Origin of the sequence: Marinifilum caeruleilacunae, from assembly GCF_013141825.1 — a bacterium.
Taxonomy (GTDB): Bacteria; Bacteroidota; Bacteroidia; order Bacteroidales; family Marinifilaceae; genus Marinifilum; species Marinifilum caeruleilacunae.
On the sequence record NZ_RZNH01000008.1, the window covers coordinates 103,956 to 120,049 of the forward strand.

Annotated in this window: 12 protein-coding genes; 3 read left to right on the forward strand and 9 right to left on the reverse strand. The window is 36.7% G+C overall.

From position 1 onward, the window contains the following. Positions 1-203 precede the first annotated feature (203 nt). The 4 genes from ELS83_RS07085 to ELS83_RS07100 all read right to left on the reverse strand — a co-directional run bounded on the left by ELS83_RS07085 (position 204) and on the right by ELS83_RS07100 (position 3,815). Complete coding sequence (locus tag ELS83_RS07085; protein ID WP_171594838.1) at positions 204-725, reverse strand: flavodoxin; 522 nt, start codon at positions 723-725, stop codon at positions 204-206. A 53-nt stretch (positions 726-778) separates the two neighbouring features. Next, on the reverse strand, positions 779-1,471 hold the full coding sequence (locus tag ELS83_RS07090; RefSeq protein WP_171594839.1) for a hypothetical protein: 693 nt from the start codon (positions 1,469-1,471) through the stop codon (positions 779-781). A 63-nt stretch (positions 1,472-1,534) separates the two neighbouring features. After that, entirely contained in the window at positions 1,535-1,684 is a 150-nt protein-coding gene (locus tag ELS83_RS07095; protein ID WP_171594840.1) for a hypothetical protein, read from the reverse strand. A 70-nt stretch (positions 1,685-1,754) separates the two neighbouring features. Then, entirely contained in the window at positions 1,755-3,815 is a 2,061-nt protein-coding gene (locus tag ELS83_RS07100; RefSeq protein WP_171594841.1) for an acetate--CoA ligase family protein, read from the reverse strand. A gap of 272 nt (positions 3,816-4,087) precedes the next feature. On the opposite strand from ELS83_RS07100, the gene hydE reads away from it, so the two are divergent. Together hydE and ELS83_RS07110 are read left to right on the forward strand one after the other, a co-directional pair. Continuing rightward, positions 4,088-5,176: a [FeFe] hydrogenase H-cluster radical SAM maturase HydE gene (gene hydE, locus ELS83_RS07105; RefSeq protein WP_171594842.1), complete on the forward strand. Its 1,089-nt coding sequence runs from the start codon at positions 4,088-4,090 to the stop codon at positions 5,174-5,176. A gap of 129 nt (positions 5,177-5,305) precedes the next feature. Next, positions 5,306-9,103, forward strand: coding sequence for a sensor histidine kinase (locus ELS83_RS07110; RefSeq protein ID WP_171594843.1), 3,798 nt, complete (start codon positions 5,306-5,308; stop codon positions 9,101-9,103). Positions 9,104-9,138: 35 nt separating this feature from the next. Here ELS83_RS07110 and ELS83_RS07115 read toward each other — a convergent pair whose 3' ends face one another. The 4 genes from ELS83_RS07115 to ELS83_RS07130 form a co-directional block, all read right to left on the reverse strand. Continuing rightward, entirely contained in the window at positions 9,139-9,402 is a 264-nt protein-coding gene (locus tag ELS83_RS07115) for a hypothetical protein (protein ID WP_171594844.1), read from the reverse strand. An 87-nt stretch (positions 9,403-9,489) separates the two neighbouring features. Continuing rightward, positions 9,490-10,923, reverse strand: a complete 1,434-nt coding sequence (gene hydG, locus ELS83_RS07120) for a [FeFe] hydrogenase H-cluster radical SAM maturase HydG (RefSeq protein ID WP_171594845.1) — start codon at positions 10,921-10,923, stop codon at positions 9,490-9,492. Positions 10,924-11,154: 231 nt separating this feature from the next. Then, complete coding sequence (gene bamG / locus ELS83_RS07125) at positions 11,155-12,414, reverse strand: BamG family beta-barrel-assembly machinery protein (protein WP_171594846.1); 1,260 nt, start codon at positions 12,412-12,414, stop codon at positions 11,155-11,157. 47 nt (positions 12,415-12,461) lie between these two features. After that, positions 12,462-13,952, reverse strand: coding sequence for a DUF4270 family protein (locus tag ELS83_RS07130; RefSeq protein WP_171594847.1), 1,491 nt, complete (start codon positions 13,950-13,952; stop codon positions 12,462-12,464). A 279-nt stretch (positions 13,953-14,231) separates the two neighbouring features. Between ELS83_RS07130 and ELS83_RS07135 the strand changes: the two genes are divergently transcribed. After that, a complete protein-coding gene (locus tag ELS83_RS07135; protein ID WP_171594848.1) occupies positions 14,232-15,245 on the forward strand; it encodes a Kelch repeat-containing protein in 1,014 nt (337 codons plus the stop codon). 344 nt (positions 15,246-15,589) lie between these two features. Here the strand turns inward: ELS83_RS07135 and ELS83_RS07140 are convergent, their stop codons facing one another. Further along, positions 15,590-16,069, reverse strand: coding sequence for an NADH-quinone oxidoreductase subunit NuoE family protein (locus ELS83_RS07140; RefSeq protein WP_110360352.1), 480 nt, complete (start codon positions 16,067-16,069; stop codon positions 15,590-15,592). Positions 16,070-16,094 lie beyond the last annotated feature (25 nt).

Below are 16,094 nucleotides of genomic sequence, written 5' to 3' on the forward strand. Positions count from 1 at the left end.
CTATTACTCACCTTACTAATTTTATGCAATTTTACGAAATTTAATAACAAATTAAAACATCAAACCCTTATTTGATTGCAATCTAAACAAAGTAATCGTTTTAAATGTTTCAATTCATTACAACAACGAGTGAAATACTTACAAATTGAAAAAGGCTGATCGGTACCCCGTCAGCCTTTTATATTTTCAATTCTTACAGTTCATTATTCGAACTCAGGAAGAATAGCTTCCAACCATTTCTCTACCCTTTCTTCGGTAAGATCCGATTCAAAGTCTTCATCCAATGGCAGACCAACAAATTTACCATCTACAAAAGCCCTTGATTCATTGAATTCATATCCTTCATCGCTAACCTGGCCAATCATTTCGGCTCCGGTTGGTTGAATTGCTTCAGCCAAATCTCCCATCGAATCAACAAAGAAATCAGCGTAAGCGATATGATCACCTAAGCCAAAAAGAGCAACTTTTTTACCTTTTAGATCTAAAGTATTTAGCTTTGGTAAAAAGTTATCCCAATCATTTCCAGAATTATCTGATGACCAGGTATGCTTTCCAAGCGTTGAAATTCCAAAAATGATATTTGAATACTCATTTAACTTTTCAGCTTCTGTTTCCTTAACCAAATGCAATTCAACTTCTTTCGTTGTGATCTTTTCAGCTACAATCTTAGCGACCTTATCCACATTTCCGCCTTCAGGTCCGTAAAACAATCCAATCTTACTCATAGGACAATATTTTTATGTTAGTGTGTTTCTTGTTTCTACTTACAAAGTTAAAACTATTTGGCACTTTTCAAACTAGCAATCGCAAGCAATACGCCCAATACAATACCCAGTACGGCTGCAAATAAAACCTGGAAATCAGGAGGAAGCAAGAAGGTAATTGTGTGAGCAGGAATCCAGAAAAATGGAATTGTTTTTTTGAAGACAAAATTCCATTGAACATCCCAGTTCAGGTTCACAAAAATGTTTGAAAATTTTATCGGACGTAGCAATCCCACAACTGTTCCACCATTATCCACAATATGTGTATCGGTGATCTTGTGCAGGGTCATCATTACTGGGGCATAAATCAGGTTCATAAATGCACTAATGCAGAAAGCTACCAATAGTTTTGTTCCCGTAAAAGGTTGTTTCATTGCCTCTACAGCTCCCTCAACTCCCAAATACGATAAGAAAATTGGTGTTCCGGTTGCAAAAATAACAAAGGCCAGCTTAATGGTAAGCCCTAAAAATCCCCATACAATTGCACGAGGAATTACTCCAAAACCTTTCTGATAATAATTCCCTGTTCTGATTCGTAATCCGATTACTTCACCAATGGTTGCCAGTATGGCAAACTTGATAAAGCTGGTGATCATGCCATGTTCTTTATTAAAATCGATATAAAAATCGAATACAGTTTGAGACACAAAAAATGGCAGGAACAATAAGATGAATCCCAGCCAAAAAATGACATCTTGTTTTTTCATTGTTTTATAGTTAGATGTGTTTTGAACACAAATAGCATGAGAATTAATCCCATGCTATTGTTTTTATTTTTCCGATTGCTCTGTGTAGTTTTCGAGACCTTTGAAGAAACCTGTTTTGACATCTTTCCATTTTATGGCGATCCCAATTAACAGAATGATCACAAAACTGATCATCATTTTTTCATTCTTCGTCAGATCCTTCCACTTTCTCATAGCAAATATTTTTAAAATCAGCTGTCAGCATTTGGCAATCCTATTGCTAACAGCTTTTACATTCAATCAATTATTCTTTTTCGATTCTGATACGCGCATCAACAGCTGTTACAGCATCTTTGTTACCCAACAATGGGTTCAAATCCATTTCGAAGATTTCCGGAGCAATTTTCATTAAAGCAGCTACACGAGTTACTGCTTCGGCAAATCGATCTTCGTTTACTGGTTCCTGACCTCTTACACCTTTAATAATTCCGTAAGAATTTAATCCTTGAATCATTTCGTGTGCCTCTTCGGTAGAAATTGGTGCCAGGGAAGCTTTCACATCTTTTAGTACCTCGATAAAGATTCCTCCAAGACCACACAATACCATGTGACCGAATTTTTCTTCACGTTTCGATCCGATAAATACCTCTGTACCGCTTAACATCTGAGCCAGCATTACTGCGTAGGTATCCTTGATCTGCATCATTCTTTTGAATTCAGAACGAACTGTTTCCTCATCTTTCACATTCAAGGTTACACCTCCCACATCCGATTTGTGAACTGGTCCAACAACTTTCATTACCAATGGGAAACCAATTTCTTTAGCCAAAGCTACAACCTCTTCTTCGGTATCAGCAACTCCTTCTTTAGCACGAGCAATTCCTGCTGCATCCAATAAAGCGTGAATTTGTTCCGGACTTAAATATCCATTTTCAGCCTCATCAACAATCTTGCGAATTCCAGCTACATCAACATCAGGCATTTCAATTTCTTCCGGCTGTGGCTTTGGAGTATTGAATACTTTAGCCAATGCATTACCAAACACAACCTCATCTGGGAAATTGATTCTTCCCTTAGCAAGGAAGTGTTCAATCTCGTCCTTCACATTAATTACCGAAGGAAGAATCGGGTAAATTGGCTTCTTGCACTCCTTCATTTTTTCGTGAAGCAGATCGTAAACATCGTAAACCGGGAACAGACCAGGGCTACCAAAAATTACAGCCATGGCATCGATATTGTCAAAATCTTTATCACAAGCATCGATAATATCACCCAGTTGCTGAGCAGTACCTGTTGCCAAAAAGTCGATAGGATTCGATACCGATGAACCTGGGTAAAGCTTCTCAAGCAATGCATCTGCTTTTGGGCCTTCGATATGAGGAACATCCAAACCATTGTTTGACAAAGCATCGGTTAACATTACCGCCGGACCACCAGCATGAGTGATTACTGCAATGTTTTTGCCTTCTAATTCAGGGTGCATAAAAATGGAAGCAACTGTTGCCAACTCTTCACGACCGCTACAACGAACGATACCAGCTTTTTTAAATAGAGCATCAACAGCTACATCTGAACTGGCCAAAGCACCTGTGTGCGACGATGCCGCGCGGCTACCAGCTTCCGAGCTACCCGATTTTACAGCTGCAATCTTACATCCTTTACGGATTAAAGATGATGCATGCTTCAATAGCATTTCAGGCTTATCGATATTTTCAACATATAAAAGTTTCACCTTCGAGCTTGTTTCAGGATCGAAACTTTCATCTAAATATTTTAAAATTTCCTCAACACCCATTTGTGCTGAATTCCCAACAGAGTATACGCTAGAGAACGATAATCCTTTAGGTACACCCGACTCCATAATAAATACAGCTGTAGCACCAGATCCAGAAATGAAATCACATCCTTTTGGATCAAGACTTGGAATTGGAGTCGTGAAAACACCATTATAGTTTGAATTCAATACACCAACACAGTTAGGACCAATTAATGATCCACCTACCGAGTTTACTGTATCAACAATTTCTTGCTCCAGTTTTGCGCCTTCTTCGTTTTCTTCACTAAATCCAGCTGACAAAATGATGAAGGCACGAGTATTTCTTTCTTCCGCTAAAAATTTAATAGTTGATGGACAAAATTTAGCTGCAATGGCCAAAATTGCCAGGTCAACATTAGGCAGATCTTTAGGATCTTTAAATGACTTAATTCCTTGCACTTCATCCAATTTTGGATTTGCCACAAAAAGCTCGCCTTTAAAATCTCCATCAATCAGGTTCTTTAAAACCTTTCCGCCAGGCTTTTGTACATCATCGGAACCTCCAACTACGACTATACTTTGGGGGTTAAGTAATTGTTCGTTTATCATTTTTCGTTGTTTATAATTTTGCGATTTTGCGACAAATATAGTAATAATCTGCTGCTATTATGCTGATTTACCAAACAATCCGTAAGTAAAATTTAAATTTTAACTTATTAATAATGCTATTTAGAAACTGAGCTATCTTCTTTTATCTCAAACGATTTCGAAAAATATTATATTCAGATTAAAGAGTGCTTTATTCCAAAATGTATCGAATGGTACAAAAAGCTAGAATTTTATGAGTATTTTTGTCGGTGAAACAACAGATATAAAATCCAATGTCAAAAAGTATTCAACAAATTCTTGAGCAAGATTCTTTAACAAAAGAAAACATAATTCAACTCTTACAATCCAGTGGTGACGATGAAAAGGCCTTATTTGCTAAATCATCGGAAATCAAGCTAAAATATATCGGAAAGAATGTATACTTCCGTGGATTGGTTGAATTCTCAAACATCTGCAAAAAAGATTGTTTATACTGCGGTATCAGGGCAGGCAACAAAAACGTAGACCGTTACGACATTGCAGATGAAGAAATACTAAAAGCGGCAAAATTTGCTTACGACAACAATTATGGATCTGTTGTTCTTCAATCGGGAGAAAGATCTGATAAGCAATTTGTTGATCGGATTGAGAATCTTTTAAAAGAAATTAAGAAGCTTAGCAATAACGAATTGGGAATCACCATTTCTCTGGGCGAGCAAACAAAAGAAACCTATCAGCGTTGGTACGATGCTGGAGCTCACCGTTACCTGTTGCGCATTGAATCGAGCAATCGTGAATTGTATGAGAAAATTCACCCACAGAATGAAAACCATGCTCACGATACAAGGCTTGCATGCCTAAAAAGCTTGCAGGATATAGGCTACCAAACCGGCACTGGTGTTATGGTTGGGATTCCATTTCAAACCTATGAAGATTTGGCCAACGACCTGTTGTTTATGAAAGAATTCGATATCGACATGGTGGGTATGGGCCCCTTTATTGAACATGATGAAACGCCGCTATATGAGCATCGCGACAAATTAATGAGTTTGAATGATCGCTTTAGGCTGACTCTAAGAATGATTGCAGTATTGCGAATTTTAATGAAAGATATCAATATTGCTTCGGCAACAGCTTTACAGGCAATTGACCCATTAGGAAGAGAGAAGGCCTTAAGAATTGGTGCCAACATTATCATGCCAAACATTACTCCAACACAGGAGCGTGCCAATTACCTGTTGTATCAAAACAAGCCTTGTATCGACGAAGGAGCGGATGACTGCACAAATTGCATGGAGGCAAGAATCAATATGGCTGATGGCGAAATTGGATACGGACAATGGGGAGATTCTAAACATTACGCCAACAGAACCAAAAAATAAGTTCCTGATAATATTAACAAGTCGATAACAAAAAACAGCTTATAAAGCTAGCACAAAGACTTTCAATTCCTTCAAAAAAATTGTACCTTAAAATGCATTAGCAGATTCAGTTACAATTAAAGGAGTATTATGAGATATTTTGTGGTGTTTTTAATGGTTCTTTGTTTGATTTTACTCCCCAATCATCATTCCAAAGCACAACAATACAGCTTCCAAAACTATTCTTTAGAAGAAGGTTTACCGCAATCGGAAGTTTTTAGTTTAATTCAAGACAAAAAAGGAAATTTATGGCTTGGCACCAATGGTGGTGGTATTTCTCGTTTTAATGGCAAAGAATTTATTTCTTATGACAGGCGCCATGGTTTAGCCGATAATAACATCAGGGCTTTGCACCAGGATTCTAAAGAAAATCTCTGGATAGGAACAAGTGTTGGAATCAGCAGTTTTAATGGCGTTTCCTTTAAAAATTACGATGATACCGATAATGTTCCGAACGCAGTATATTTTAATATCCTGGAAGATAAAAAAGGCAGAATATGGGCTATGGGTGTAGACCAGGCCAACAGGCAAATCCTATATCGTGAAAAAGGTCAATTCAAGGATTTTATCGAAGAACACAAAGATGTCCTGAACAGAACCCAGGTTAGAAATATTCTCATGGACAATTTGGGTACGATCTATATCGCTACCCTTGATGGCTTATTTGAATATAAAGACGACAGCTTATACAGGTCGCCCCTTAACGACCTACCCGAATTCCAGGGGCAAATTATTTTTCCGGCTTTGGTTGATGATCAAAATCAAATGTGGTTTTCGAATTTCATTATGAATTATGGCCTTGTGTTCTACAAAATGCAAGACGGTCAACCAGTAAAAATTGATCTTCCTGTTGACACACCTCCACAGAATTTTGGCTCTATGGCACTTGATTCCGATAAACGTTTGTGGATTAGTATTTTTGGTACAGGAATTTATTTAATCGATGATAAACATGCCAAAATAATTGATGCCAACAAAGGTTTAATCAATCCATTTATAAACAATATTTTGGAAGATCGGGAAGGTAACATTTGGATGACTACCAGTGGAAATGGATTGATAAAATATGGCAACAATAAGTTTCTTTCGCTTGACTTCTCGAATGATGTTGGCGGAAATATTGTACGTGCCATTATGCAGGATTCAAAAAACAATTATTGGTTTAGCATATCGGGCAAAGGAATTGTTCAATACAAAAAAAATGAAAGAAAAGCATACACTCCTCAGGATCACCCAGGCTTACTAAACATACGAGATTTTTACGAACTGCCCAATGGAAACATACTTATGGCAGGCTTTAATGGTTTGATTGAATTCAATGGCTACACTTTCCGAGATGTTACTTTAAGATATGGCTTACCTCAAGGAACAGGGGTTATTGATATTTTGGAAAAAGATGGTGAATTGTGGATGACCACTCAAGGTTTTGGCGTGATTCATTACGATAAAAACAACCAACGAACTCAAATTTCAACCCAAAGTCATGGGCTAAAGACAAACCTGATTACAAATGTTTATGTCGACTCAAAAAATCGTGCATGGTTTTCACACTTTCAGGGTTTGAGCATGTTCGAAAAAGATAGCGTAATTAATTTCGATGAAACCAATGGCCTGAATTACAAATGGGTAATGCAGGTTAGCGAGGACACCAACGGAAATATTTGGGCCGCAACCTTCAGTGGTGGAATTAACATTTGGGATGGCAACGAATGGAGGTATCTAACCACCATGGAAGGCCTAAGTTCGGATATCGCCTATTCTATCCTGACAGATGCAAATGGAACAATTTGGGTTGGAGCACAAAATGGTGTGGATAGAATCAATTATAACGAAAAAAGTGAGATTGAAACCATTAGAAATTACAATAAATATGATGGATTTGTTGGCGTAGAAAACAATGGATCATGTAATTATATCGACAAAAAGGGAAACCTATGGTTTGGCACCATTAATGGTGCAATGATGTTTAGCCCAACCAAGGACATTGTGAATGAAAAACCTCCTATTATCCAGCTAACTGATATCAAATTGTTTTTCCAAAATGTAAATTGGAGAGATGAAAAATACAGCAAATGCATGTGTGGAGTAAATCCATGGTTTCCGTTGCCACAAGATTTGAACCTGACCCATGATATGCACCACCTCACCTTTAAATTCGAGGCTTTAAGCTACAAGGCTCCTGAGAAGGTGAAATACAAATGGAAACTTGAAGGCCTGGATCAGGATTGGTCGCCGGTAAGCGACAAAAGCGAAGCCATTTATTCCAGGATACCTCCAGGTGAATATACTTTTAAAATAAAAGCTTCGAACAGCGATGGCTTCTGGACCCCCAATCCTTATGAATATCATTTTAAAATAAGACCACCATGGTTTAAAACATGGTGGGCTATGAGTTTGGCAGCACTGATATTGGCTCTTGTTATATATCTTATCATGCGAGCACGAATTCGAAGTATTCAGCAAAAAAGAATTGAACTGGAAAAACTGGTAGACGAGAAAACAAAAGAGGTTCGTGAGCAAAAATTTGAAATTGAAGCTCAAAATAAAGTTTTGGCAAGTCAGAAAGATGAAATTACAGAACAGGCTCAAAATCTTCAAAAGTCCTATATCAACCTGATACATTTGAACGATATTGGGAAAGTAATTACTGCCAATTTATCTGTCGAGAATATTATCGATGCAGTTTACGAATCGGTAAACGAATTGATGGATGCTTCTATTTTTGGAATTGGGATTCATCAGAGAGAAAGCAATAGCCTTGTTTTTCCGAGAATAAAAGAAGATGGGAGCAATTTGGATGCAGTTGAGTTTGCCCTGGAAGATGATAGCAGGTTGGCAGTTTATTGTTTTAAAGAGAAGAAAGATGTATTTATTGCCGACCTACAGAAGGAATACCACAAGTACATCACAAAAATTATTCCTGTTGAAAAGTCGGGCACACCTCAATCTGTTATTTACCTGCCATTAAAAATCAAAAATAAGGTTACCGGTGTAATTACGGTTCAAAGTTTTGCGAAAAATGCGTATCAAAACTACCATTTGTCTTTATTGCAAAATATTGCCGTATATGCAAGTATTGCTGTTGAAAATGCACAATCGTACCGACAAATAGAACGGCAAAGTAAGCGATTGCAACAAGCCAATAGCGATATCAAAAAGCAAAAGGAAGAAATTCAAGTCAAGAATACTGAGTTGACCGATTTAAATCACGAAAAGAACCATTTGATAGGAATTATTGCTCATGATTTGAAAAATCCTTTAACATCTACCATATCGATTACTGAATATTTACAAGACAAGTTAAAGCAGGAAGACAAAGAAGAAGATTTGGAGAATGTATCATTTATGCTGCGAGCTTTGCAAAGAATGAATGAAATGATCTCAAAGATTCTGGATATTGGTGTCATCGAATCCAAATCGATTAATCTTCACCTGGAAAAAACCAACCTAAAAAAGTTAATCGAGATTGTAAATATTCATTTTAAATATCATTTGGAACAAAAGCAATTACAATTAAAACTTGATGCTAACGACACTTATGCCCTTGTTGATCCGAATTACATGACCCAGGTATATGAAAATCTGGTATCCAATGCCATTAAGTTCTCGCCTAAAAATAAGAACATTCACATCAGGATTTGGGAGGAAGGTAATACAGTACGATCGCTGGTGAGCGATGAAGGGCCAGGAATATCGAAAGAAGATCAGGGCAAATTGTTTGGGAAATTCCAAAGACTTAGCACAAAACCAACCGGAGGCGAAAAATCGACAGGCCTTGGTCTCTCGATTGTGAAAAAGTATGTGGAAGCAATGAAAGGAAAAGTTTGGTGCGAAAGTGAACCTGGAAAAGGGGCAAACTTCTACATTGAACTGGAAAAAGCAATCTAAAAAATGTCCGGCAAAACCGGACATTTTCTTTTCATCTATGGTTCGAAAAACATGTGTTGAATTTCAACGCCTTCAATGGCATAGATCTCTTTTTCGAACCGATCCATATCTTCTGCCGAGCCAATTACCTGAATTAGCATCAGACCATAAGGGTGACTTTCTGCATGCTCTACCTCATAAATCCCTAACCTGGTTTTTATTGAGTTTACATATCGAGCCAGAATCTCTTGAACACAACCATTTTCTTTCTCCTTGTCACGGATAAGAATCCCAAAAATTCGAATAGCTGATTTTATCATCGTTACAGAATTTTGAATTAGCGAATAGGGCTTTTATAAGTTACGAAAAAAGCACTATTTTATGAACTCAAAATCCCATCGAATTCTTTAGAAATATAGGTCGCGCTCCCCTTTTTTTACAAGTTCAAGGCGTTCTTCAAGCTGTTCTACTTTCTGAACATCCTTTAATTCTTTCTTTTTAATCTCGATTAATTTATAGCCCTTCTCTTTCATTTCAGGCGTACCATAATCCTCAAGATATTCAGCCAGTGTTAAAATAGCATTCTGCGTACAATATCTTTTAATGAAGCCCGGAACCGAAAATTCCATAAAATGCTCTCCAGTTCTTCCCTTACGGTAACAAGCCGTACAGAACGATGGTAAGTATTCTTTGTCCAACAACTCGTCAATGACTTCGCCAAGACTTCTTGTATCGCCAATTTCGAATTGCTCGTGATCCAATTTCTGTTCTTCGCGAGATTTTTCGGTATATCCACCCAATTGAATATTTGTTCCTGCATCGATTTGGGAAACACCTAAGCGAATCACCTCTTCTCTAATTTCCTGAGATTCGCGAGCGGTTAAAATCATACCGGTATACGGAACTGCCAATCTTAAAATGGCAACCAATCGGATAAATTCTTCATCGTTCACCTCATATTTAGGATCGATAGTAGAATCGGAAGCAGCCTTAATTCTTGGGAAAGAAATGGTATGCGGTCCAACATTATAACACGCTTCGAAATGGTTTACGTGACGCACAAGACCCATTACATCAAATTTCCAGTCATACAATCCGAATAAGGCACCAATTCCAACATCATCGATTAAGGCTTCCTGTGCCCTGTCTAATCCGGTTAAGCGCCAATCGAAATCCGATTTTTTACCACTAATGTGATATTTGGCGTAAGCTTCGCGATTGTAGGTTTCCTGAAAGATTTGATAGGTACCAATTCCGGCATCCTTTACTTTTTTATATCCTTCGATATCCAGTGGAGCGGCATTAATGTTTACGCGACGAATTTCTCCATGGCCTGATTTCACTTCATATACGGTTCGAACAGAATCAGCAATAAAATCGGCATCGTACATTGGGTGTTCACCATACACCAAAATCAATCTCTTCTGCCCATTATCTTCCAGTGCCTTAACATCACTAATAATTTGTTTATGTGTAAGGGTGGTACGAATTTGTTTCTTATTCGATGCTCTAAATCCACAATAAGTACAATTATTGGTACACTTGTTTCCAATGTATAGAGGTGCAAAAATTACAATTCTGTCACCATACACTTTCTCCTTTAGAGTACGAGCACCTTCTTTAATTTCCTCAATCAGTTCAGGATCTTCTGTCTTCAACAATACAGCCGTTTCCTGTAAACTCAGTCTATTCTTATCTAACGACTTTTGAATAATTCGACGAACATTTTCCTTTGATGCATCTGCTTCGTTCAGCATCTCCCAAATTTCATCTTCATCGATAAAAGGTTTCATCCTCTCATCCTTAATCCGATACTCTTGAGGTTTGTAAATCATTTTCATGTTGTACGCTGTATATCTCAAGTTATATTGTGTTTGCTATACAATACAACTTAATAGTATTTTGTTAGTTTTCAGTACAAAATTAATCATTATTTGCTTGTAAATACCATCAATTGGAGTTTAAGGTCTATTTTTTCTTTATTCTATTTTAATTCAAAGTCCAAGGATAAAAATGGCACAAAAAAAACCCTTAGTTTATCACTAAGGGCTTCAGTATAACACCGTATATTTTTATTGGTATTTTCTCTTGAAGAACCAGTTTTCGAAAAGATTCATTTCAATGTTAATTCTTCCAAAATCTTCTCGAACAAGATTATTTTTAGTCGATCCCATTTGACCAAATTCAAAAGACAAATTGATCATACCGTTTCCTCGAGCCAATGGCATACCAATACCAAAGCTTAATCCTGCTGTTTTAATTCTCTCGTTGCGAACTTCTATATAACCTGTATCATAAAAAGCTCCAAATCGATAGGTCATTTTCTTGAAAAATTTGGTTGCATAACCATCATTGGCATTGTAAATGGTTGCCAGGGAGAATTTATTTCTATCCAAAAGCAAATTATCTTTTTCGAACTTTTGTGTTTCACTCCATTTTTCCAACAAGTAGTCGGCACCAATCCATAACTGTTTTCCTTTGTTCAATCCTAAAGAAACACCATAAGATTCAGGAACATCATAACGACCTCTATCGGTATCTTCATATTTTACAGAACCTATATTTGTTACTTCAACTACACGTTTGGCACTTACTCCAATTTTAGGTTGATATTTTAATCCCAGCATTAAAGAGTTGTCAGCAAAGTCCATTTTATATTGTGCTCCCACATTAAAATGCAGACCTTGAGAAATCAATTTTGATCGGTTTTGATAGGTAAAACCAGAACCTCCTTCAGGAACAATAATTTCATCTCTCGAGTTATTTCCAAAAATATAAATCCCATTCACACCCAATGATAGATCATCTGTAATCTGAAATCCATTAGAGAAAACTACTTGATTTAATCCACCAGAACCAAGAAGAGAACGAATGATATAGTCGGTCGAACCTTCTACCAATTCCCTACTTGTAATATCATATCCTAAACTTGTATATGGTGATAAGGAAACAGCCACACCATAACGCGGCGATGCTTTAAATCCGAATGCCAGTTTCGATAAGTTTAAATCATTAAAGGTATCGCTATCATTCCCTTGTGTTAGGTTACTAAATTTTGCAACCATTCCCAACTGGAAAATAAATGTCATACTATCGAGTTGAGTAAGCGCTGCAGGGTTATTGATATTTAAAACCCTACCATCTCGGTACGACAAACTTGCCATTCCTGTTGGATTAATAATATCTTGAGTCATCAATTCTCCTAGTCCATAATATGAATATGGAGAACTGGTATTATTCTGTGCTATCGAACTTGAAGAAATTGCAATTGATCCAATGATTACCAATAGGAATATTCTGACAATTGATTTTACTGACTTTAGGCTCTTCATTAATCTGATAATATATAGTGTAACTAATTTTTTTTCACTCATCCTTATTAACGCTGTATCACGTAAGTAACTCTTAATCTAATTCTAAAATCAGATTCCAAATCATTCTCAACAATCAAACGTTCGAAGTTATTACCGATAGTTTCCACAGGAAGCCCTATTAATAAAGCATCATCATATTCCTGACCATTGATTAAAACATCATTTACAAAAGAAGTAACATCTGCAGAATAATACGACTCATCTTCGTTAGCCTGATTCTCTACATAAGTCATTGTTAAATTACTATTCGCAGAGCTTGAAATTAAAGCTGAGTTGAATTTATTATTCTCGTTCGTATTATAAAGACTGATATTGGTTGTGTATAAGATATGTCCTCCTCGAAGTGTACCATTGCCCTCCTTAGGAAGAAAAAACATTTCATCGTCGAAACTGTTGTCTTTCGGATACATGACCAATTCCGCACCCAATATACCTCCAGTTAAACCTAGTGTATTTAGATTCTCAATATGGGGAATGCGAAGTTTTGTAAACATTCCAATACCACCTTGAATAAAGGCCAGGTCGTCTGTTTCTTCTGAAGCAAGTTCTACATCCTGTGCAACCAATCTGTCAAGTTGTTGAGGTGTTCCCGATCGATCAGAAGAGTAGTTCATAAAGCTTAAACTTTCGTTATTACCACTACTTGAAATTGGAAAATCGTGAAATTTTTGCTTTCCTGCATCTGTATAATCAGTATCGCTATAATAAAGTCTTAATTTTAATCTATTATCGGCCAAAGGAACTCGGAACATTACACTGTTATTGTCTCCCGGACGAATCACAATACCCTTCATGTACTTTTGCCACTGAATACTTTCAGTTACCGAATCACTTTGCTCATTTACCTTCTCAACAATATCTTCCCCTAAAGCAATTGCTTCAGCGCTCTCCATTTTAATAAAGATACCTTCTCCAAAATATTCCCCATAATAATCCTCTTTATGCGCATCGATATCTGCATTGTATTCCGATTGCTTTATAGGGTTTAATTCAAACTCAGCATCTAAAAGAGGCTCGCTGTCATAAGTAAAGCTAGAATGACCGAAAAAAGAAAATTCATTATCGGGCAATTCTATATCCTCATTAATACGATTAATAATCACTCTTTGTGTTTGCAATGTGTCTCCGTAGTACTCACCGCTAGGATAAGCAATAAATACCAATGAATCGAAACGAATCGGCACATCTTCAACCGAACCATCAATCGAACTTCTATTAAAAGCTCCATTTAAACTTAGTACCCCATAGTACTCAGACTTTACATCTCCTAAATATTCATCATCATACCTTCCTAGAGTAGCCGAAGTATAGCCAGAAGTAATCACAGAATCCATAATAACAGTGGAACTCTCAATCGAGAAAGTATCTACCAGGGAAACATCCGTTGTTTGATCAATCAGATTATCTCCGATTTCATGTTCCTCATAGCTATCAGAGTTACAGCTAATAAAAAAAGTTAGTATAGAAATAAATAAAAGTACATTGATTGTTCTCATTCTCATCATTTAAGGTACTAATCATATTAATATAAGAGCAAAGATATAATTATGATTACAATATAGCCCTTCTCAAAAATTTGGATAACGCACAAATATAAATAAAATATCTAGACTATCTAATTAATTCTGTAATTGGTAAAAATTGTTAAATGGCGCTTATTTTTACTGTCTAAAAATGATCTTATGGATTTTTATTTTATATTTGTCGTCTACATAAAATAGGATCACTTAAACAGTTCTAGAAAAATTTAAATTTAATTGATAAAATCATAACAAATGAAACAACGATTATTAATAGTATTATTTGCATTATCTCTCTTTTTTACCAGCTGTGGTAGCGATAATGATTTAGTAGGTAACTGGATTAAAAGCTCTTCTTTCGAAGGACGTGCTAGAAGCGGTGCTGTAAGCTTTGTTATTGGTGATTACGCTTACGTTGGTACAGGTTATGATGGAAAGGATGCCTTAAAAACTTTTTACAAATACAGCCTTCAGGATGGTTGGAGTAGAATTGCAAGCGAATTCCCTGGTGTTCCAAGAAGAGAAGCTGTAGCTTTTGAAGCTAACGGTAAAGTTTATGTTGGACTTGGTGTTGATGATGACGATGAGAGACTTGATGATTTCTACGAATTCGATCCAGCTACAGACACATGGAATCCTACTGCGATTGACATGACTAATGGTCCTTCAGCAAGACAAGGTGCAGTTGCATTTACAATTCAAGGCATTGGTTACGTTGGAACAGGATACGGTTTCCAGGAAGGTGAAGACAGAAACAACCTTAAGGACTTTTACAAATTTGATGGTTCTTGGACTAAGATTGCCTTCGACGGTGAAAAATCAAAGAACTCTACTGTATTTGTAATTAGCGACAAAGCATACATTGTTTCTGGTGAAAATAGCTTAAAGTATGTTTGGGAGTACGACCCAACTAAAGTAAGTGAAAATTCAAACGGATGGACAAGAAAAGAAGATCTTGACGATGATAACAATTGGGAAGACGTTCAGCGTTCTCAAGCTATTTCTTTTGTAATTAACGGTAAAGGTTACATTGCTACAGGTAGAAACTCTGGATTATCAAGAGAAGTTTGGGAGTACGATCCAACAAGAGATGATTGGGATGAGAAAACTTCTTTGGAAGATGAAGTTGCGTCAAGAGAAGATGCTGTTGCATTTAGCTTGAACAATAGAGGTTTTGTTACTACTGGTACTGTTGTTGGTTCAGGTGCATATTTTGATGATACCTGGGAATTCAACCCAACAATGGATGAAGATGATAATGACAACTAGAAAATAATCTATAAGATCAGAAAAGCCGTTTCTTTACGAAACGGCTTTTTTTTATGCCCACATGGAAATGAAGTGCACATCAGATCTGCTTCAATTCATTATTCCTTATTCCTTATTCCCAATGGCAGAAAACTGCTTACAACACCAATTTAACCTCTTTTACATCATGTATAGGGATACATATTTTGTGCACTATTTAAGCCTAAAAGCAGCCAAAAAAGTAGTGTATTTGCCTTGTATTATCCGACATATTTAACAAGTTTTAACTTTTACTTGTTAATAAACGTTAACAAAAAAACCTCCGACACAATGCCGGAGGTTTTAGGATATATCAATTCAGTAATTTACGATTGATACTCTTTGATGATATCTGCTACATCACCAGCAGCAACACGTCCATAAACGCGCTCTCCAATGGTAACAACAGGTGCTAAACCACAAGCTCCAACACAACGAAGACAGCTAATAGAGAATTTTCCATCCTCTGTAGTTTCACCCACAGGAACATCTAATAAACGCTTAAACTCTTCTAAAACTTTCTCAGCACCTCTTACATAACAAGCGGTTCCCATACAGATAGAAATTGGGAACTCCCCTTTTGGTACCATAGAGAAGAATGAGTAAAATGTTACTACACCATAAACATGAGCAACAGAAACGTTCAATTCACGAGCAATGATTTCCTGAACCTCTGCAGGCAGGTAACCAAATGTCTCTTGAGCCTTGTGAAGTACATTAATCAACTCGGCTCCATCATTATCAAATGATTTGCAAATCTCCACAAGTGTATCAACTTTGGATTTTGCTAATTTAATTTTTGCCATAATATAAACTCCTTATATTAATTGG